Below are 19,070 nucleotides of genomic sequence, written 5' to 3'. Positions count from 1 at the left end.
TTTAAGTTTCACAGTATTTTTCGAAGCAGGTAGAAGAGGAGGCGTCTAATGTTAATTGGTCAAAAAATTAAAGAGATTCGGATAGAAAAAGGAATTAGTCGTCCAGATTTTTGTGGAGATGAGCAAGAACTGACAGTTCGTCAACTGTCGCGAATTGAAAGTGGAGCTTCGCAACCGAGTTTGCCCAAGTTAGACTATATTGCTCGCCGGTTAGGAGTTCCAGCTTATAGCCTTATGCCGGATTTTTCAGCTCTTCCTTCTGCTTATTTAGAATTGAAATACCAGATTTTACGTGAACCAATCTATGGTAAAGAAGAGGAGTATGATAAGAAGGAAGCGTGTTTGGAAGAGATAGAGGATTTATTTTATGAGCAACTTCCTAATGAGGAAAAAATATGGTTTGAAGCTACTAGAGCAACGATAGATGTTATTCGAAGCGGACGACCAGAATATGGGGAAACCGTACTGGACGATTATTTTAAAATAATTTATGATAAGGAATTGTTTTTGATAAATGAATTAGAAGTTATCAACTTATATTTTGCTATAGTGCTTACAAAGATAAAACAAGGTCAAAATCAGATTGAAGAAATTAACAGAATTCATTCGTTTTTAGTTCGTTTGACAAATCATGTAGAATTAATTGCACCAGAATATCTGTTTGCTTTAAGTAACACTTTGTTTTCGGGTCTAGCCTGTTTGGATAATTTGTCGTCTTATGATTCACTCGAAGCTTATATCTTTAGCCTTAATCATATAATGGAAAAAACACAAGATTTTCAGAAGAAACCAATTATATTAATGTTGGAGTGGAAATTATCTCTAATAATAAACAATGATTATGTTTCTGCCGAACAGTTCTATCAGAAATCGAAGCTATTTGCTGATATAATAGAAAATTCTTATTTAGTTACTATGTTGGAGAAACAATGGCAAGAAGATTTAAAAAAATATTTATAAACATAGTGAATCAGTGACAAAAATGTCCTTGTTCTAGTATTGAAATAGTTCTAAAGTTCGTCTTTAGGACTGTTTTTTATATATAAGCTAAAAATGACACGAAATGGTTCTATTTTAAGGACATTGATGCCCTTTGAGTTTATTTAAGAATAATTTATAATTAATAAAAATGTGAAAGGAGATTACAGTATGAACTTTTTTAGTTTATTTTATTTAGTTACTTGGTGGTTTAAATAAAATTTAGTTATGTCTACTTAGTCTCAAAAAATTTATTCATAACATATAATAAATACAACTTGATAGACTAAATTAGAAAAATAAGGAGAGGATACCATGAGGTGTTGCTTTGAAAAGGTCTATGATCCATGACTTAGTTTTACTTGAATAGAAAATGGACAATATATAATAAATATTTATGATAAAATAAAAAATAGAGGAGTATCAATATGAAACAAACAGTTAAAAAATTAGCCCTTGTAGCGAGCATTGCAGCAACATTAGGTGGAAGTGTAGCAGTAGTATCGGCCGCGGTTAAGTATCCAGATGGTGGTGTCTGGACGTATGGTTCAGGTGACGGAGGTGCTTACTCAAACTACTATCACTCTTCAGAATATCATAGCTCAACAGTTGTTAGTAGAAAAACTGGTTCATCTGATAAGGGATATGCTGGTGCTGGAGGGACTTCTCGTGCATGGATTCGTACTTCTTGGGGAGAGAAAGTTGCATTCTACTATAATGTTTAGAATGGTATAGCCCTATTGTTTAGCTTTACTTGGTCACCTTCTCACTAAGTGACCAAGTAACTTTTTGGAGGAAATGATGAAACGTTTATTTATTTTGATTTCAATGGTATTGGTATCGCTTTATATGGTGATAACTTCCGTTGACCATCGAGAAGAGATTTTATTTGGTAACTATCCTTCTGTTGATGTGACAGGAATGGTGATAAATCAACCAGTAGCTAGTCGCGAAGAGGTGACAGAGGCTTTGAGTCACTTGGCGGTAGAGCATAATAGTCTCATCGCCCGTCGGATTGTTGAGCCAAATGAAGCTGGAGAAACACGCTTTATCTATGCCACTTATGGTGAGGGAGAGCTTCCAGAAGGTCTGACCATTTCCTCCAAGGAGAGTTCAGAAACGAGTGATTTATTAGGGTCTTACTTGATTGTGTCAGGAAGTTTGGATGGAGTGAGTTTACAGACCACCTTGAAAGAACTTGGTTATCAAGGCTTTGTTTCGAATGGAGAAGATCCATTTTCGATAGTCTTATTATTGGCGGCCACCCCTATGGGGCTACTGAGTCTAGCTATTTTTCTGCTGACCTTTATGAGTCTGACCCTGATTTATCGGATCAAGTCCCTTCGTCAAGCAGGGATTCGCTTAATAGCTGGTGAGAGCTTGTTTGGGGTGGCTCTCAGACCAGTGTTAGAAGATGTGAGACAGCTTATCTGCTCAGTGCTGGTATCCAGTCTTTTGGGATTGGGGATTCTCTGGTATCAAGGTGCCTTGTTTATGGCAACGGTACAACTGGTCATCATTGGTCTTTTGCTTTATGGATTGGCCTTGGTAGGGATTTCTACCTTATTAAGTATCGTGTATCTACTTGGTTTACAAGAAAATAGTCTGGTGGATCTATTGAAAGGGAAACTCCCTCTCAAACGTATGATGACATTGATGATGGTGGGGCAACTCTTGGCCGTGCTGGTGGTCGGCTCGAGTGCGACTGCTCTCCTACCCCACTACCGTGAAATGCAGGAAATGGAGAGAGCTAGCGATAAATGGAGCCAGTCCTCAGACCGTTACCGTCTATCCTTTGGTTGGTCTAGTGCATTTGCCGATGAAGAAGGAATGCGTAAGGATAATCGTGAGTGGCAGACATTTACTGAAGAACGGTTAGCCAATACAGACTCTTTTTATATTATGAGCAATGTTGACAATTTCTCAGATGGAGCAGAAGTGGACCTAGATGGCAATCGTCTCAATGACTACACACCGTCAGGGAATGTCATCTATGTCTCACCGCGCTATCTGATAGAAGAAAAGATTACCGTTTCTTCAGAGTTTATGGATAAGATGCAAAACTTGTCTGAGGGAGAGTTTGGGCTGATCTTGCCTGAGAGCTTGCGAGAGCAGTCTGCCTACTATCAAGGATTATTTACAGATTACCTGCAAAACTTTTCATCTGAAAGTGTAGAAGTGACGAGTCAGAAACACTACCTCCCACAGGTAACGCTAGCTTTTACAGAAACAGGACAGGAACGCTTCCTCTATAACGATGGGTACAAGACGACACGCCAGTACCTAAAAGATCCGATTATTGTAGTTTTAACGCCGCAAGCGACTGGAACAAGACCTGTTGCAGGGATGTTATGGGGAACTACGGCTAATAGTGCCTTGAAATTAGATCAATATCAAGACAGCATCACAGCTCTAAAAGAGCAAGGTCTGTATCACAAGGTCTCTTATTTGGTAAAAAGCCAGCTATTTTTTGCCAAGGTACTAAATGACAAACGGATGGAGTTCTACTCTCTCCTTATTGGGACTATTTTGACTCTATCTACGGCTATCTTGTTATTTGATTCCATGAATCTTCTCTATTTTGAGCAGTTTAGACGGGAGATCATGATTAAACGTCTTTCTGGTATGACAATCTATGAGCTTCATGGCAAGTACTTACTGGCGCAAGGAGGAGTTCTCTTACTTGGGCTAATCCTATCTAGTGTTTTGACAGGAGATAGCTTGATTAGCGCTCTAGTTGTAGCTTTGTTTACGCTTAACGCTCTGTTGATTTTAGTTAGACAGGATAAAAAAGAAGAAGCTGGTAGCATGGCAGTATTGAAAGGAAAATAAGATGATTGATATTCAAGGATTGGAAAAGAAGTTTAATGACCGCGCGATTTTCTCTGGTTTAAACCTCAAGCTGGAGAAGGGCAAGGTTTATGCCTTAATCGGTAAGAGTGGAAGCGGAAAGACGACTCTGCTGAATATCTTAGGTAAACTAGAAAAGATAGATGGAGGAAGGGTTCTCTATCAGGGGAAAGATTTAAAAACCATTCCCACTCGTGAGTATTTTCGAGACCAGATGGGCTATCTCTTTCAAAATTTTGGCCTCTTAGAAAACCAATCAATCAAAGAGAATTTGGATTTGGGCTTTGTTGGTCAGAAAATCTCAAAAGTAGAACGTTTGGAAAGGCAAGTGGAGGCTTTAGAAAAAGTTAATCTAGGGTATTTGGATCTAGAACAAAAAATTTATACCTTATCTGGGGGAGAGGCTCAACGAGTTGCCCTTGCGAAGACTATTTTGAAAAATCCACCCTTGATTTTGGCAGATGAACCAACAGCAGCTCTTGATCCTGAAAATTCAGAGGAGGTTATGAATCTCTTGGTGGGCTTGAAAGATGAAAATCGAATTATCATCATTGCGACCCATAATCCCCTAGTCTGGAATAAGGCCGATGAAATCATTGATATGAGGGAGCTTGCTCATGTGTGAAAAAATCCGTATTCGCAGGGTATCTGATTATCCTAGTGCCAGAGGTGGTTTAGAAGATATTCTCATCATGGAAAATATGACCAATCATCTCCTTTTGGTTCAAATCCGAGTGAATGGCTATTTGCTTGATTTTGCTAGTATTGAAGGGCAAAGGCAAAAGCATTATCGTTTGAAAAATTTACCTCAAACGGTTGAACTGACAGTGGACGACGTGGAGGAGGATGTAGATTTGACCCTACCTGAAAATCGAAGTTATAAAGAAGCTGATTTTTTCGAACGGATGTTTCGAGAGAACCGCTAAGTCCACCTTTAAAGATTTTCAAGACTATCTTTCTTCATGAGAGAAGATAGTTTTTTGGTATGATTTTCACCCCCAAAATACAAGGGGAATGTGTTACAATAGTAGTAACAGATAATAGAAAAGAGAATAGATGAGAATTGCAGATTATAGCGTGACCAAGGCAGTGCTGGAGCGTCACGGTTTTACCTTTAAAAAGTCCTTCGGGCAAAATTTCTTGACGGATACCAATATTCTTCAAAAAATCGTGGATACGGCTGAGATTGATGACCAGGTCAATGTTATCGAAATTGGGCCAGGGATTGGTGCCTTGACGGAGTTTCTGGCTGAGCGTGCAGCTCAAGTTATGGCCTTTGAGATCGACCACCGTTTGGTACCGATTTTGGCAGATACCTTGCGTGATTTTGACAATGTGACCGTAGTCAACGAGGACATTCTCAAGATCGATTTGGCGCAACATATCCAGAATTTTAAAAATCCTGACCTGCCAATCAAGGTAGTGGCTAATTTGCCTTACTACATTACGACGCCTATTCTCATGCACTTGATTGAGAGTGGCATTTCTTTTAGTGAGTTTGTGGTCATGATGCAAAAGGAAGTAGCAGACCGCATTTCAGCCCAGCCGAATACCAAGGCCTACGGTAGCTTGTCGATTGCGGTGCAGTATTACATGACAGCCAAGGTTGCCTTTATCGTGCCTCGTACGGTATTTGTGCCAGCGCCAAATGTGGACTCAGCTATCTTGAAAATGGTGCGCCGTCCAGAACCAGCTGTAGCAGTTGAAGACGAGAACTTCTTCTTTAAGGTTTCCAAGGCAAGTTTTACTCATCGCCGCAAGACCTTGTGGAATAACTTGACAGGTTACTTTGGCAAGACTGAAGAAGTCAAGGACAAGCTGACCAAGGCTTTGGACCAAGCAGGCTTGTCACCAAGTGTGCGTGGGGAAGCTCTTAGCTTGGAAGAATTTGCCAGCCTAGCAGACGCGCTTAAAGGGCAAGGACTCTAAGATGCAGGGACAAATCATTAAAGCCTTGGCAGGCTTCTACTATGTAGAGAGTGAGGGAAAGGTTTATCAAACACGGGCGCGTGGAAATTTCCGTAAAAAAGGTCATACCCCTTACGTTGGGGACTGGGTAGATTTCTCTGCCGAGGAAAATTCAGAAGGTTATATTCTCAAGATTCATGAACGCAAAAACAGCCTAGTCCGTCCTCCCATTGTCAATATTGACCAAGCTGTAGTAATCATGTCCGTTAAAGAGCCTGATTTTAACAGCAATTTGCTGGATCGTTTCTTGGTTCTTTTGGAGCACAAGGACATCCATCCCATCGTCTATATTTCTAAAATGGATTTGTTGGAAGATAGAGGGCAACTGGATTTTCATGAACAGACTTATAGTGACATCGGCTATGACTTTGTGACCAGTAAAGAGGAACTCTTGCCTTTGTTAACAGGCAAAGTGACGGTTTTTATGGGGCAGACGGGCGTTGGAAAATCAACTCTTCTCAATAAAATCGCACCGGACCTTAATCTTGAAACGGGAGAAATCTCAGACAGTCTGGGTCGCGGGCGCCATACCACTCGAGCTGTTAGTTTTTACAACCTCAATGGGGGTAAAATCGCAGACACACCAGGTTTTTCATCCTTGGACTATGAAGTATCAACAGCAGAAGACCTTAATCAGGCCTTTCCAGAGATTGCTAGTGTCAGTCGAGACTGCAAATTCCGCACTTGTACCCATACCCATGAGCCGTCTTGTGCTGTCAAGCCAGCAGTGGAAGAGGGCACCATTGCGTCCTTCCGTTTTGACAATTACCTGCAATTCCTCAGTGAGATTGAAAATCGCAGAGAAACCTACAAAAAAGTCAGCAAAAAAATTCCAAAATAAGGAGAAACCTATGTCTCAATACAAGATTGCTCCGTCAATTCTGGCAGCAGATTATGCCAACTTTGAACGTGAAATCAAACGCCTAGAAGCAACTGGGGCAGAATATGCCCATATCGATATCATGGATGGGCACTTTGTGCCACAAATCAGTTTTGGTGCAGGTGTGGTCGAAGCTCTTCGCCCTCATAGCAAGATGGTCTTTGACTGCCACTTGATGGTAGCTAATCCTGAGCATCATTTAGAAGACTTTGCGCGTGCGGGAGCGGATATCATCAGCATCCATGTGGAAGCAACACCCCATATTCATGGTGCCCTCCAAAAAATTCGTTCACTCGGTGTCAAGCCATCAGTTGTCATCAATCCTGGTACGCCTGTTGAAGCTATCAAGCACGTCCTTCATCTAGTTGACCAAGTTTTAGTCATGACAGTTAACCCAGGCTTTGGTGGGCAAGCCTTTCTACCAGAGACCATGGATAAGGTCCGTGAGTTGGTTGCTCTTCGTGATGAAAAAGGCTTGAACTTTGAAATCGAAGTGGATGGCGGGATTGATGACCAAACTATTGCTCTAGCCAAAGAAGCTGGTGCGACCGTTTTTGTAGCAGGTTCCTATGTCTTTAAGGGAGATGTCAATGAGCGAGTACAAACTCTCAGAAAATAACTGGACTAGGGTTGGCGTTTTTGCTGGCGGAGACCGTGGTCACTACCGGACAGACTTTGATTGCTTTGTTGGTGTGGATCGAGGCTCGCTCTGGGTCTTGGAAGAAGATTTGCCTCTTGCTCTAGCAGTCGGAGATTTTGATTCTGTCACTGCAGAAGAGCGACAGGTGATTCAAAAACGTGCCCAGTATTTTGTCCAAGCCCGACCAGAAAAAGATGATACAGATTTGGAATTGGCTCTCTTGACTATTTTTGAGAAAAATCCTCAGGCTCAGGTCACTATTTTCGGTGCTTTGGGTGGCCGTATTGATCACATGCTGGCCAACGTCTTTCTACCTAGCAATCCTAAGTTGGCCCCCTATATGCGCCAGATAGCGATTGAAGACGGGCAAAATTTGATTGCCTATTGTCCAGAAGGGACCAGTCAGCTACAGCCTCGTTCAGACTACGATTATTTAGCCTTTATGCCAGTTCGGGATAGCCAGCTGACCATTCTTGGAGCCAAGTATGAGTTGACAGAGGAAAATTTTTTCTTTAAAAAAGTGTACGCTTCTAACGAATATATAGATAGGGAAGTTTCGGTGACTTGCCCAGATGGCTATGTGGTCGTGCTGCATAGCAAGGACAGGAGGTAGGATGGAAAGTTTACTTGTTCTATTATTGCTTGCCAACCTAGCTGGACTCTTTCTGATTTGGCAGAGACAGGATAAGCAGGAAAAACATCTCAGCAAGAGCTTGGAGGATCAGGCAGATCATTTGTCAGACCAGTTAGATTATCGCTTTGAGCAAGCCAGACAAGCCAGTCAGTTAGATCAAAAAGATTTGGAAGTGGCTGTCAGCGACCGTTTGCAAGAAGTGCGGATTGAATTGCACCAGGGCCTGACTCAGGTTCGTCAAGAAATGACAGATAATCTCCTCCAAACTAGAGACAAAACTGACCAACGCCTCCAAGCCTTGCAGGAATCAAATGAGCAACGCCTGGAACAAATGCGCCAAACGGTCGAAGAAAAACTAGAAAAGACCTTGCAGACACGCTTGCAGGCCTCCTTTGAGACAGTTTCCAAGCAATTGGAGTCTGTCAATCGTGGCCTTGGAGAAATGCAGACAGTTGCCCGTGATGTCGGAGCTCTTAACAAGGTTCTCTCTGGAACCAAGACGCGAGGGATTCTTGGAGAATTGCAACTGGGGCAAATCATCGAAGACATCATGACCCCTGCCCAGTATGAACGAGAATACGCAACGGTTGAAAACTCTAGTGAACGAGTGGAGTATGCCATCAAGTTGCCTGGACAGGGTGACCAGGAATATGTCTACCTACCAATTGACTCCAAGTTTCCACTAGCAGATTATTACCGCCTAGAAGAAGCCTATGAAGCAGGTGATAGGGACGAGATTGAACGCTGTCGTAAATCGCTTTTAGCCAGCGTCAAGCGCTTTGCTAAGGATATCAAGATCAAGTACATAGCACCGCCTCGGACGACCAATTTTGGAATCTTGTTTGTTCCGACAGAAGGTCTCTACTCAGAAATCGTCCGCAATCCGGTCTTCTTTGATGATTTGAGGCGGGAGGAGCAGATTATTGTCGCAGGGCCAAGTACCCTATCAGCCCTCCTCAATTCCCTATCAGTTGGCTTCAAGACTCTCAATATCCAAAAGAGTGCCGACCATATCAGCAAGACTCTTGCCAGTGTCAAGACCGAGTTTGGCAAGTTCGGTGGCATTCTGGTTAAGGCACAAAAACACCTCCAACATGCCTCTGGCAATATTGATGAATTATTAAACCGTCGCACTACAGCTATCGAGCGGACGCTCCGTCACATTGAGTTGTCAGAAGGTGAGCCTGCGCTTGATCTACTCCATTTCCAAGAAAATGAGGAAGAATATGAAGATTAGTCACATGAAAAAAGATGAGCTGTTTGAAGGCTTTTACCTAATCAAGTCAGCTGACCTGAGGCAAACTCGAGCTGGGAAAAACTACCTAGCCTTTACCTTCCAAGATGATAGTGGCGAGATTGAAGGGAAACTCTGGGATGCCCAACCTCATAACGTTGAGGTCTTTACCGCAGGTAAGGTTGTCCACATGAAAGGACGCCGAGAAGTTTATAACAACACCCCTCAGGTCAACCAAATTACTCTTCGCCTGCCTCAGCCTGGTGAACCCAATGATCCAGCTGATTTCAAGGTCAAGTCGCCAGTTGATGTCAAGGAAATCCGTGACTACATGTCGCAAATGATTTTCAAAATTGAAAATCCTGTCTGGCAACGAATTGTCCGAAATCTCTACACCAAGTATGATAAGGAATTCTACTCTTATCCAGCTGCCAAGACCAACCACCATGCCTTTGAAACGGGTTTGGCTTTCCACACTGCAACCATGGTGCGTTTGGCAGATGCTATTAGCGAAGTCTATCCTCAGCTCAATAAGAGCCTGCTTTATGCAGGGATTATGTTGCATGACTTGGCTAAGGTCATCGAGTTGACGGGACCAGACCAGACCGAGTACACAGTGCGAGGTAATCTCCTTGGGCATATCGCTCTGATTGATAGTGAAATTACCAAGACAGTGATGGAACTCGGTATCGATGATACCAAGGAAGAAGTCGTTCTACTTCGTCACGTCATACTCAGTCACCACGGCTTACTTGAGTATGGAAGTCCAGTCCGTCCACGCATTATGGAAGCAGAGATTATCCATATGATTGACAATCTGGATGCAAGCATGATGATGATGTCAACAGCTCTTGCTTTGGTGGATAAGGGAGAGATGACCAATAAAATCTTCGCTATGGACAATCGTTCCTTCTATAAACCAGATTTAGATTAATAATTTAAGAAAAACGAGCATTTTTAGGATAAGAATGTTCGTTTTTTTATGTGAATATGGTATAATAGATAAAATATCAAAATTAAATGAAGTGGGAAATAGAAATGAAATTAAGAAGAAGTGATCGGATGGTTGTCATTTCCAACTATTTGATTAATAATCCTTATAAACTAACTAGTCTCAATACTTTTGCTGAAAAGTATGAATCTGCTAAATCATCCATCTCAGAGGATATTGTCATTATCAAACGCGCCTTTGAGGAAATTGAAATCGGTCATATCCAGACAGTAACTGGTGCTGGTGGTGGTGTCATTTTCACACCATCAATCTCAAGTCATGATGCCAAGGAAATGGTTGAGGACTTGCGTGCCAAGTTGTCAGAAAGTGACCGTATCTTGCCAGGTGGCTATATCTACCTGTCTGATTTGCTTAGCACACCAGCTATCTTGAAAAATATTGGTCGCATTATTGCCAAGAGCTTTATGGACCAAAAAATTGATGCAGTTATGACTGTAGCGACTAAGGGTGTTCCTCTTGCAAATGCAGTTGCCAATGTCCTCAATGTTCCTTTTGTTATTGTGCGCCGTGACCTGAAAATTACCGAAGGTTCAACTGTCAGCGTCAACTATGTATCAGGTTCAAGTGGTGACCGCATTGAGAAAATGTTCCTTTCAAAACGTAGTCTCAAGGCAGGCAGCCGTGTCTTGATTGTGGATGACTTCTTGAAAGGCGGAGGAACTGTCAACGGGATGATCAGTCTCTTGCGTGAGTTTGATTCAGAATTGGCAGGTGTAGCGGTCTTTGCGGACAATGCCCAAGAAGAACGTGAAAAGCAGTTTGACTACAAGTCACTCTTGAAGGTAACCAATATTGATGTCAAGAACCAAGCCATCGATGTTGAAGTTGGCAATATCTTTGACGAAGATAAATAAGAGATAGAACTAAAGGTTGGAACGATTGTCCCAGCCTTTCTTTGCAGATAGAATAGAAGGAAACTTATGAAAACACCATTTATCAATAGAGAAGACTTGGAAGCGATTGTTGCTGAGTTCCCAACACCCTTTCACTTGTATGATGAGAAGGGGATTCGTGAGAAGGCAAGAGCTGTCAACCAAGCCTTTTCGTGGAACAAGGGCTTTAAGGAATATTTTGCAGTAAAGGCTACTCCAACTCCAGCTATTTTGAAAATTCTCCAAGAGGAAGGTTGCGGTGTGGACTGCTCTAGTTATGTGGAGCTTTTGATGAGCCATAAACTGGATTTTCCAGGTTCTGAGATCATGTTCTCTTCAAACAATACGCCAGATAAGGAATATGCCTATGCGCGTGAATTGGGTGCGACCATTAACTTGGATGCCTTTGAAGATATTGAACATCTGGAGCGAGCAGCAGGCATTCCAGAAATCATCTCATGTCGTTACAATCCTGGAGGCGTTTTTGAACTGGGGACAGACATTATGGATAATCCTGGAGAAGCCAAGTTTGGTATGACCAAGGACCAGCTCTTTGAAGCTTTTGCCATCTTGAAGGAAAAAGGAGCCAAGACCTTTGGGATTCACTCCTTCCTAGCATCCAATACGGTGACCCATCTCTATTATCCAGAGTTGGCTCGTCAGCTTTTTGAATTGGCTGTTGAAATCAAGGAAAAGTTGGGCATTTCGCTAGACTTTATCAATCTTTCTGGCGGTATTGGTGTCAACTATCGTCCAGACCAGGAGCCGAACGATATCGCCTTGATTGGTGAGGGGGTTCGTAAGGTTTATGAAGAGGTCCTTACGCCAGCAGGTCTTGGTCAGGTCAAGATTTTTACCGAATTGGGTCGTTTTATGTTGGCACCTCACGGTGCTTTGGTCACAAGAGTTACCCATAAGAAAAAAACCTACCGTACTTATCTGGGTGTGGATGCATCAGCAGTCAACCTCATGCGTCCAGCTATGTACGGAGCCTACCACCATATTACCAATATGACTCATCCAGAAGGACCAGCTGAAGTGGTAGATGTGGTTGGTTCACTCTGTGAAAACAATGATAAATTTGCAGTGAATCGCGAACTGCCTCATACAGAAATAGGTGATTTGCTGGTAATTCATGATACAGGTGCTCATGGTTTTTCCATGGGCTACCAGTACAATGCTAAACTTCGTTCTGCGGAAATCCTTTATACCGAAGAAGGTAAAGCCCGTCAAATCCGCCGTGCAGAGCGCCCTGAGGACTACTTTGCAACCTTGTATGGCTTTGATTTTGAAGAATAAAATGATAAGTAATTGAAAATGAAATTGAAAAACAGATTGCTTTCTAAAAAATAGGCAAAAATCTTGTTTTTCCTTCAAGTCATGATATAATAAAACTATAAAACGTTTTCAAGGAAGGTAACGATATGTCTGAAGAAACAATTGATTATGGACAAGTGACAGGAATGGTGCATTCGACAGAAAGCTTTGGGTCAGTAGATGGGCCTGGTATTCGCTTTATTGTTTTTTTGCAGGGCTGTCACATGCGTTGCCAGTATTGCCACAACCCTGACACTTGGGCTATGGAGTCCAATAAGTCACGTGAACGGACGGTAGATGATGTCTTGACTGAAGCCTTGCGTTACCGCGGTTTCTGGGGGAATAAGGGTGGGATTACAGTCAGTGGAGGAGAAGCCCTCTTGCAGATTGATTTCTTGATTGCCCTCTTTACCAAGGCCAAAGAACACGGAATCCACTGTACCTTGGATACCTGTGCACTGCCTTTCCGTAATAAACCACGTTACCTTGAGAAGTTTGACAAACTCATGGCTGTTACTGACTTAGTTCTCTTGGATATCAAGGAAATCAACGAAGAACAGCACAAGATTGTCACTAGCCAAACCAATAAAAATATCTTGGCTTGTGCCCAGTATCTATCAGATATTGGAAAACCTGTCTGGATTCGCCACGTGCTAGTTCCAGGTTTGACAGATAGAGATGATGACTTGATTGAACTTGGTAAGTTCGTCAAGACCCTCAAAAATGTGGATAAGTTTGAAATTTTACCTTATCACACTATGGGTGAGTTCAAATGGCGTGAATTGGGAATTCCATATTCCCTCGAAGGGGTTAAACCACCAACAGCAGATCGCGTCAAGAACGCTAAGAAACTCATGGATACCGAAAGTTACCAAGACTATATGAAACGTGTACATGGATAAAAAAAAGCCTGATGGAAACATGTACTGACCCCAAAAAGTTAGACAATTAATTTATCCGAAGGATTTAGTTCTGTATTGCACAGGACTGAGTCCTTTTAGTTTTACCTTAATTCGTTTATTGTTGTAGTAATCAATATAGTCTACAATGGCTTGTTCCAATTGGTTGAGCGACTCAAATGACTTCTCATAACCATAAAACATCTCCGATTTCATAATGCCAAAGAAAGATTCCATCATGCCGTTGTCTGGGCTGTTACCTTTACGTGACATGGATGCTTGAATTCCCTTACCCTCTAGAAACTGATGATAAGAATCGTGTTGATATTGCCAGCCTTGGTCACTATGGAGAATCGTATTCTCGTAGCGCTTCTCTGTGAATGCTTGTTCCAACATTGTTTTTACTTGTTCTAAGTTGGGTGAAGTTGAAAGATTATAGGCGATAATTTCGCTATTAAAGCCATCTAAAACTGGTGATAAGTAAAGCTTTTGAGCGCTTGCTGGAATGGCAAATTCTGTCACGTCCGTATAACACTTTTCCATTGGTTTAGCTGCTTCAAATTGGCGTTGAATAAGGTTGTCTGCTTTCTTGCCAACATCTCCTTTATGAGAAGAATACTTGCGTTTCTTGCGGATTCTAGCTTGTAAATTGAGCACTTTCATAAAGCGTTGAACTCTTTTATGATTGACCACATAACCACGATTTCTTAATTCTAAATGGATTCGACGATATCCGTAATTTCCTTTTTGTTCGGTAAAAATAGCTTGAATTTCAGCTTTAAGCTTTTGATCCTTATCTGGTTTGTCTAGCTGTTTCAAATGATAGTAGTAGGTCGAACGAGCGAGTTTAATGGTTTTTAGAAGAATATCTAACGAAAAATCAGTGATTAATTCTTGAACAATTTCTGTCTTTCTTCTTTCTCTTTTTCCTCCTTCAAGCGGAGTTCTCTCAACTTTTTTAGGACAGCATTCTCCGCTCTCAGATACTCGTTTTCTGCTTGAAGTCGTTCTAACTCTGTCATCTCTTCGGGTTTCTTCTTTGGTTTACGTCCCATTTTAGATGGTCTCCCTTTTGTTTTCTCAACAATAGTATACCCGTTTTTCTTGTATTGTGCCATCCAATTTGGAAGCATACCACGATTTGGGAGAGCATATTCGAGAGAAACTCTATCTTGAGACCAGTTTTCATGTAGGACTTTATCAATCATTTCTTGTTTTAATTCAGGAGAATAGTAACGATTTTTTTCTTTTTTGACGAACTCTATTCCATAACGATCAATCAATTTAATCATGTACCTAATATTAGAATTGTTTATCCCAAATTTATTTGAAAGCTTCTCTAAGCTATATCCTTGTTTTCTAAGTTCATAGATCTGAACTTTATCATCATAAGTTAATTTCATAATAAAAGCCCCCCAAAAGTTAGATTTTTTCTGTCTAACTTTTGGGGGGCAGTTCAACATCGGGCTTTTAAGTTTACACAAATCTAGATAGTTAAATGAAACAAAATTTTAAATCTTTTTTACTCTCTAAATTCTGAAAAAAATCCGAAAATGAGTGTATAAGATATAGTTACTTTTAGAAATATTAAATAGAAGAGGAGAACATCTATGGAACAAAGTATTGCCATTAAAAATTTATGTAAGTCATATGGCCAAACTCAAATTTTAAAAGATATTTCTTTTGAAGCAAAAGCAGGTAGAGTGACTGCTTTCCTGGGTCCAAATGGGGCTGGTAAAAGTTCAACCTTACGTATTTTATTAGGATTAGACAAAGCAACATCTGGTCTTACCAAAATTGGAGATCAAACTTATAAGGAATTAAAATTTCCTCTAAAGACTGTAGGAGCTTCATTTGATAGTGTAGGAGCTCCTGATGATCGGACTGTTTATCAACATTTGAAAATTGTTGCTGCTAGTAATGGGATATCTAGTCAGCGAATTGATCAAGTCTTGGATATGGTGGATATTAGCCATAAGAAAAAATCTAAAATTGGAAAATTATCATTAGGAGAAGGACAACGCTTGGGGATTGCAACAGCTCTATTAGGAAATCCTCAGTACCTGATATTGGATGAACCGACTAATGGGTTGGATCCAAGAGGAATTCGGTGGTTTAGAGAGTTTATAAAAAAACAAGCTCAAGAAGGGAAAACAGTCTTGCTATCATCTCATATATTATCGGAAGTGGAAGCAGTAACAGATGATGTAGTTATCATAAATAAAGGAAAAGTTCTTATAAAAGGGACTTTACAAGAAGTGATGAAAAATCTTTCTTCACTAGAGGAAGTCTTCTTTAGTTTAACAGAGGGAGGGAAGTGATATGGCACTTATTTTCTCTCTTCATTCTGAAATATTGAAATTACTTTATAAGAGAGCTACTCATGTTGTACTATTCTTGATACTGGTATTTCAAACATTTTTAGCAAATATTGGTGCTTCTCAAATTGTTTCAGTTGGTATCCATGCTACACCAGAGACAAATCCAGAATTAGCAGAAGCTATACCTCCTATTGAATTTTTAGGTTTTGATGTCACTTTATTTGGTGTTTTTATTATGATTATCCTAGGCTCAATTTACGGAGCCGAGGAGTATAAAGGCTCTGCTATTCGTACAAGCCTCCTCTCTATTACAAATCGAAGTACTTTCCTAGTTTCAAAAACATTAGTTTGGATTGTATTTTCTTTTTTCATTTCCTTTCTATCAATATTCCTTACGATTAACATGACACATTATGTTTTAGGACAAGATGGCTTATTGCTTTTTTCACTAAATGGGAGAGTTTGGTTCTATATATTTTTAGCCAGTATAGCTTGGACTTTGTTGGGACTTCTAGCCTATATTATGGCTTTGACATTTAAAACAGCCATTGTTCCTCTATTATTTTTGCTTCCTCAAGTCTACAATTTAGGAACATTCTTAGCAAACTATATATCGGTTGCAAAATTTCTTCCAGTTGCATTGGGGCAAGGATTGATTGCTACATCTCCTCAAATTTTAGAACATAATAGTTTACAAAATATTTTATTGTTACTTTGTTGGAACTTCTCATTCTTGGTTTTAGCAATTTACCGCTTACTTAAGTCAGATATCGGAGGAGGTGAATAGGTTGAAAGAACAACTTAAAAGTGAGTATCTCAAGTTTATTATGAATCCTTGGCACTGGTTGATTATAGGTGCTCTATTACTGTGTATTCCGGCGATGGTTGTGTTTTTAAATAGTAAGCCAGATCAGTTGACTCTACAGTTTGTTTTGGAACAGCTACTGCAAAGTCTCTATTTAGGACAGGCAGGTTTCGTTAGTCTAGCGGTTCTATTTATAGGTCAAGAATTTACAGGTTCTAGCCTTCGTACCAGTTTTCTTACCTGTCAAAATCGTTTGAAATTTATAATCTGTAAACTAGCTATTGTATTATGTATGGAAATTGTATTATTGGTTGCTGTAATATCATTATGCATACTAATCGCGCAAGGATACTACAATATCAATCTTTTGAGTAATATTAAACATGTTCTAACAATTCTATTTCCAGCTTGTATTTCTATTCTAACCTTCTCTCTTTTAAGTGGTATTTTTGTATTTATTTCCCAGTCTTTTATCTTAATTTTGGGAATCAGTTTATCCCTTTTATTGGGGTTGGGACAAATGTTATTACAATTCAGTTCTTTTTTTAGAAATTTACCATTACTGGCTAGTATGAATTGTTTTTATACCTATCCATTATCTCTTTATTATCCAGTATGGCAAGGCTTAGGGATACAAATAGTTTGGTTATTAATTGTTTTTCTATTTGCTACATTGATACTTATAGGAAAAAATGTACGCTAAAGACAGGGGATATCCTGTCTTTTTCTCAGTTAGTGCTATAATATATTCAGGAGGGTGAGTTATGGCTTATAAAATTTTGGTTGTAGATGATGATCTTGCTATTCTTCGCCTAATAAAAAAAGTACTAGAATATGAAAAATATGAAGTAGTCATACGAAATAAGATAGAAGAGATTGATCTTTGTGATTTTACAGGCTTTGACTTGATTCTATTAGATATTATGATGCCTGTTAGTGGTTTAGAAATCTGTCAGATGATTCGCGAGCAGATAACTGTTCCTATCTGTTTTATAACTGCCAAGGATATGGATGAAGACTTAGTAGCTGGAATCAATGCAGGTGCTGATGATTATATTATGAAGCCCTTTAGTATGCAAGAACTTTTAGCACGTGTTAAAATGCACTTGCGTCGTGAAGAACGGACTAAAGGAAATGTTCATCAAATAAAGATTGGGAAGCTTATACTATATACGGATAGTAAGGAACTATTTGTAAACGATGATAAGATTGCTCTGACAAGGAGGGAATTTGACATAGTGAATCTTTTGGCAAGCAACCCAAGTAAAATATATTCTATTGAGGAAATTTATAATTATCTATATCCACAAAGTTCAGAAGCGCTTTTACGTTCGGTTTCAGAGTATATTTATCAAATTCGTCAAAAGCTGAAACCTTATCAATTAAATCCAATTAAAACCTTGTACGGTGGAGGATATCAATGGGTAGAATCAAAAGTTTTAGACAATTAATTCGAGAAACCTGTTGGAGAATTATTTGGCAGTTTAGTCTTGGCTTACTAATGGCCTATCTTATTCCTTTAGCTTCAGTATCTATACAAATAAATGAAGACGGGAAACCTCTAAAAAATAGTGGTGTTCTATCAATTTTTTTCAATGTGTCATCATGGATATATATTTGTGTTTTATTGATTGTTCTAATAAGTTATCACATTGGAAAATTGTTGAAAAAACTGAGTTATGAAATGACTTTGATTTATGAAAATAGTATGTGGTTGGAGAGGGAATGTACAGAAAGTTTAACGGTTAAAGAATTTCGTGAGACAGGAAATCGGATTATTGTGATGCAAGATAGAATTCGACAATTAATAGTTGATGAGAAACAGCAGAAAGAAGATTTGATGTTTCAGGTTTCAGCAGCTTCTCATGATTTAAAAACTCCCTTAACCATTATTAGGGGAAATGTGGAATTTTTGCAGGCGATAACTGAAAACGACCAATCTCAAGAATGCTTAGCAGATATAGGAAGAGCTAGTCAACAGTTACTAGATTATTTCAATCAATTGATTCACTATTCTAAAACCTATTATGATGATGAGACAGGTTGGATGGAGTATTCCTCTTCAGATTTTATCAATGAATTAGAGAAAGAAGTCTCTTTTTTGATAAAAAATCAGATGAAGTTCTCTTTTGAACAGAATGTGAAAGGAACTGAAAACTATTATATAAATCCATCTCTTCTGATTCGTGCCATACAAAATATTTTAACAAATGCTTTGGAGTATGCAGATAAACAGAATCCTAAAATTAAAATTAGGGTAGAGCAAGAGGCGAAAGAATTGAAAATAGGTATATGGAATAATGGCTCTGAATTTCCAGAGGAAGTTTTAACTAATTTTGGAAAGCTCTTTTATCGTATGGATAAAGCTAGATCGTATAAAGAGCAACATTATGGTATTGGACTTAGTTTTGTATGTAGAGTTGCAAAACTACACAAAGGCCGAGTTGAGCTTAGAAATAGAGACGCGGGAGCAGAAGTTTTAATAACTGTGAATTGTATTAAATCATAGTGATTTACTTGTTAATTTATGATTGAATAGTTTTTATATGTAAGCTTTTAAACTATTTAACTTTTTTGACTAGTATAAGATGTAACGGTAGATAATAAAAACGAATGATGATATCTAGTTGATGAAAACTATTTATCATTCATTCGTTTTT

The 19,070-nt window shown here is 39.6% G+C and carries 20 protein-coding genes; 19 read left to right on the top strand and 1 reads right to left on the bottom strand.

Annotation, left to right across the window (positions count from 1 at the left end; all coding sequences use genetic code 11):
- The first annotated feature begins 48 nt into the window (after positions 1-48).
- The 14 genes from RN80_RS00680 (at position 49) to pflA (ending at position 13,287) form a co-directional block, all read left to right on the top strand.
- On the top strand, positions 49-960 hold the full coding sequence (locus tag RN80_RS00680; protein ID WP_060627175.1) for a helix-turn-helix domain-containing protein: 912 nt from the start codon (positions 49-51) through the stop codon (positions 958-960).
- A gap of 446 nt (positions 961-1,406) precedes the next feature.
- Positions 1,407-1,703, top strand: a complete 297-nt coding sequence (locus tag RN80_RS00675; RefSeq protein WP_000815396.1) for a lactococcin 972 family bacteriocin — start codon at positions 1,407-1,409, stop codon at positions 1,701-1,703.
- Between the two features lie 76 nt (positions 1,704-1,779).
- On the top strand, positions 1,780-3,810 hold the full coding sequence (locus RN80_RS00670) for a bacteriocin-associated integral membrane family protein (protein ID WP_000825283.1): 2,031 nt from the start codon (positions 1,780-1,782) through the stop codon (positions 3,808-3,810).
- A 1-nt stretch (position 3,811) separates the two neighbouring features.
- Positions 3,812-4,453, top strand: a complete 642-nt coding sequence (locus RN80_RS00665; RefSeq protein WP_000565528.1) for an ABC transporter ATP-binding protein — start codon at positions 3,812-3,814, stop codon at positions 4,451-4,453.
- Positions 4,446-4,754 carry a hypothetical protein gene (locus tag RN80_RS00660; RefSeq protein ID WP_000333261.1) on the top strand — a complete coding sequence of 103 codons (309 nt, stop codon included), beginning with the start codon at positions 4,446-4,448 and terminating at the stop codon, positions 4,752-4,754. Before RN80_RS00665 ends, RN80_RS00660 begins: the two co-directional genes overlap by 8 nt.
- 130 nt (positions 4,755-4,884) lie before the next feature.
- Positions 4,885-5,757: a 16S rRNA (adenine(1518)-N(6)/adenine(1519)-N(6))-dimethyltransferase RsmA gene (rsmA, locus tag RN80_RS00655; protein WP_060627174.1), complete on the top strand. Its 873-nt coding sequence runs from the start codon at positions 4,885-4,887 to the stop codon at positions 5,755-5,757.
- 1 nt (position 5,758) lies between these two features.
- Complete coding sequence (gene rsgA, locus RN80_RS00650; RefSeq protein WP_060627173.1) at positions 5,759-6,637, top strand: ribosome small subunit-dependent GTPase A; 879 nt, start codon at positions 5,759-5,761, stop codon at positions 6,635-6,637.
- Between the two features lie 10 nt (positions 6,638-6,647).
- On the top strand, positions 6,648-7,295 hold the full coding sequence (gene rpe / locus RN80_RS00645; protein WP_060627172.1) for a ribulose-phosphate 3-epimerase: 648 nt from the start codon (positions 6,648-6,650) through the stop codon (positions 7,293-7,295).
- Positions 7,267-7,929, top strand: coding sequence for a thiamine diphosphokinase (locus RN80_RS00640; protein WP_060627171.1), 663 nt, complete (start codon positions 7,267-7,269; stop codon positions 7,927-7,929). Before rpe ends, RN80_RS00640 begins: the two co-directional genes overlap by 29 nt.
- 1 nt (position 7,930) lies before the next feature.
- Positions 7,931-9,187, top strand: coding sequence for a DNA recombination protein RmuC (locus RN80_RS00635; protein ID WP_060627170.1), 1,257 nt, complete (start codon positions 7,931-7,933; stop codon positions 9,185-9,187).
- Positions 9,177-10,118 carry a 3'-5' exoribonuclease YhaM family protein gene (locus RN80_RS00630; RefSeq protein WP_060627169.1) on the top strand — a complete coding sequence of 314 codons (942 nt, stop codon included), beginning with the start codon at positions 9,177-9,179 and terminating at the stop codon, positions 10,116-10,118. The genes RN80_RS00635 and RN80_RS00630 overlap by 11 nt, the downstream gene beginning before the upstream one ends.
- Before the next feature lie 104 nt (positions 10,119-10,222).
- Positions 10,223-11,050, top strand: a complete 828-nt coding sequence (purR, locus tag RN80_RS00625; protein ID WP_004238844.1) for a pur operon repressor — start codon at positions 10,223-10,225, stop codon at positions 11,048-11,050.
- A gap of 66 nt (positions 11,051-11,116) precedes the next feature.
- A complete protein-coding gene (locus RN80_RS00620; protein WP_060627168.1) occupies positions 11,117-12,367 on the top strand; it encodes a diaminopimelate decarboxylase in 1,251 nt (416 codons plus the stop codon).
- 125 nt (positions 12,368-12,492) lie between these two features.
- The gene (pflA, locus tag RN80_RS00615; protein ID WP_001288286.1) at positions 12,493-13,287 is read left to right on the top strand and encodes a pyruvate formate-lyase-activating protein; all 795 of its coding nucleotides are present in this window, start codon (positions 12,493-12,495) and stop codon (positions 13,285-13,287) included.
- Between the two features lie 51 nt (positions 13,288-13,338).
- Here pflA and RN80_RS09475 read toward each other — a convergent pair.
- Positions 13,339-14,687 (bottom strand): IS3 family transposase gene (locus RN80_RS09475; RefSeq protein WP_155455657.1). Its coding sequence is split into 2 segments (ribosomal slippage): positions 13,339-14,246 and positions 14,246-14,687, totalling 1,350 coding nucleotides; the frame shifts between segments, so codons are not numbered across the junction.
- A 207-nt stretch (positions 14,688-14,894) separates the two neighbouring features.
- Here RN80_RS09475 and RN80_RS00600 point away from each other — a divergent pair.
- From RN80_RS00600 to RN80_RS00580, 5 genes are all read left to right on the top strand, one after another.
- Entirely contained in the window at positions 14,895-15,605 is a 711-nt protein-coding gene (locus RN80_RS00600) for an ABC transporter ATP-binding protein (protein WP_060627165.1), read from the top strand.
- A gap of 1 nt (position 15,606) precedes the next feature.
- Complete coding sequence (locus tag RN80_RS00595; RefSeq protein ID WP_049502259.1) at positions 15,607-16,392, top strand: ABC transporter permease; 786 nt, start codon at positions 15,607-15,609, stop codon at positions 16,390-16,392.
- 1 nt (position 16,393) lies between these two features.
- Positions 16,394-17,113 carry a hypothetical protein gene (locus RN80_RS00590; RefSeq protein WP_049502260.1) on the top strand — a complete coding sequence of 240 codons (720 nt, stop codon included), beginning with the start codon at positions 16,394-16,396 and terminating at the stop codon, positions 17,111-17,113.
- Positions 17,114-17,174: 61 nt separating this feature from the next.
- Positions 17,175-17,861, top strand: coding sequence for a response regulator transcription factor (locus tag RN80_RS00585; RefSeq protein WP_000323582.1), 687 nt, complete (start codon positions 17,175-17,177; stop codon positions 17,859-17,861).
- Entirely contained in the window at positions 17,831-18,919 is a 1,089-nt protein-coding gene (locus RN80_RS00580) for a sensor histidine kinase (RefSeq protein WP_060627164.1), read from the top strand. Before RN80_RS00585 ends, RN80_RS00580 begins: the two co-directional genes overlap by 31 nt.
- Positions 18,920-19,070 lie beyond the last annotated feature (151 nt).

It is taken from the genome of Streptococcus mitis, assembly GCF_001281025.1.
Lineage (GTDB): Bacteria > Bacillota > Bacilli > Lactobacillales > Streptococcaceae > Streptococcus > Streptococcus mitis_AK.
The sequence above is the reverse complement of the archived record's forward strand: the minus strand, read 5'-3'. Positions and strand labels throughout refer to the sequence as shown.

Coding starts and splice junctions, on each gene's coding strand:
- RN80_RS00680 (WP_060627175.1), top strand. CDS start 49: ATGTTAATTGGTCAAAAAATTAAAGAGATTCGGATAGAAAAAGGAATT.
- RN80_RS00675 (WP_000815396.1), top strand. CDS start 1,407: ATGAAACAAACAGTTAAAAAATTAGCCCTTGTAGCGAGCATTGCAGCA.
- RN80_RS00670 (WP_000825283.1), top strand. CDS start 1,780: ATGAAACGTTTATTTATTTTGATTTCAATGGTATTGGTATCGCTTTAT.
- RN80_RS00665 (WP_000565528.1), top strand. CDS start 3,812: ATGATTGATATTCAAGGATTGGAAAAGAAGTTTAATGACCGCGCGATT.
- RN80_RS00660 (WP_000333261.1), top strand. CDS start 4,446: ATGTGTGAAAAAATCCGTATTCGCAGGGTATCTGATTATCCTAGTGCC.
- rsmA (WP_060627174.1), top strand. CDS start 4,885: ATGAGAATTGCAGATTATAGCGTGACCAAGGCAGTGCTGGAGCGTCAC.
- rsgA (WP_060627173.1), top strand. CDS start 5,759: ATGCAGGGACAAATCATTAAAGCCTTGGCAGGCTTCTACTATGTAGAG.
- rpe (WP_060627172.1), top strand. CDS start 6,648: ATGTCTCAATACAAGATTGCTCCGTCAATTCTGGCAGCAGATTATGCC.
- RN80_RS00640 (WP_060627171.1), top strand. CDS start 7,267: ATGAGCGAGTACAAACTCTCAGAAAATAACTGGACTAGGGTTGGCGTT.
- RN80_RS00635 (WP_060627170.1), top strand. CDS start 7,931: ATGGAAAGTTTACTTGTTCTATTATTGCTTGCCAACCTAGCTGGACTC.
- RN80_RS00630 (WP_060627169.1), top strand. CDS start 9,177: ATGAAGATTAGTCACATGAAAAAAGATGAGCTGTTTGAAGGCTTTTAC.
- purR (WP_004238844.1), top strand. CDS start 10,223: ATGAAATTAAGAAGAAGTGATCGGATGGTTGTCATTTCCAACTATTTG.
- RN80_RS00620 (WP_060627168.1), top strand. CDS start 11,117: ATGAAAACACCATTTATCAATAGAGAAGACTTGGAAGCGATTGTTGCT.
- pflA (WP_001288286.1), top strand. CDS start 12,493: ATGTCTGAAGAAACAATTGATTATGGACAAGTGACAGGAATGGTGCAT.
- RN80_RS00600 (WP_060627165.1), top strand. CDS start 14,895: ATGGAACAAAGTATTGCCATTAAAAATTTATGTAAGTCATATGGCCAA.
- RN80_RS00595 (WP_049502259.1), top strand. CDS start 15,607: ATGGCACTTATTTTCTCTCTTCATTCTGAAATATTGAAATTACTTTAT.
- RN80_RS00585 (WP_000323582.1), top strand. CDS start 17,175: ATGGCTTATAAAATTTTGGTTGTAGATGATGATCTTGCTATTCTTCGC.
- RN80_RS00580 (WP_060627164.1), top strand. CDS start 17,831: ATGGGTAGAATCAAAAGTTTTAGACAATTAATTCGAGAAACCTGTTGG.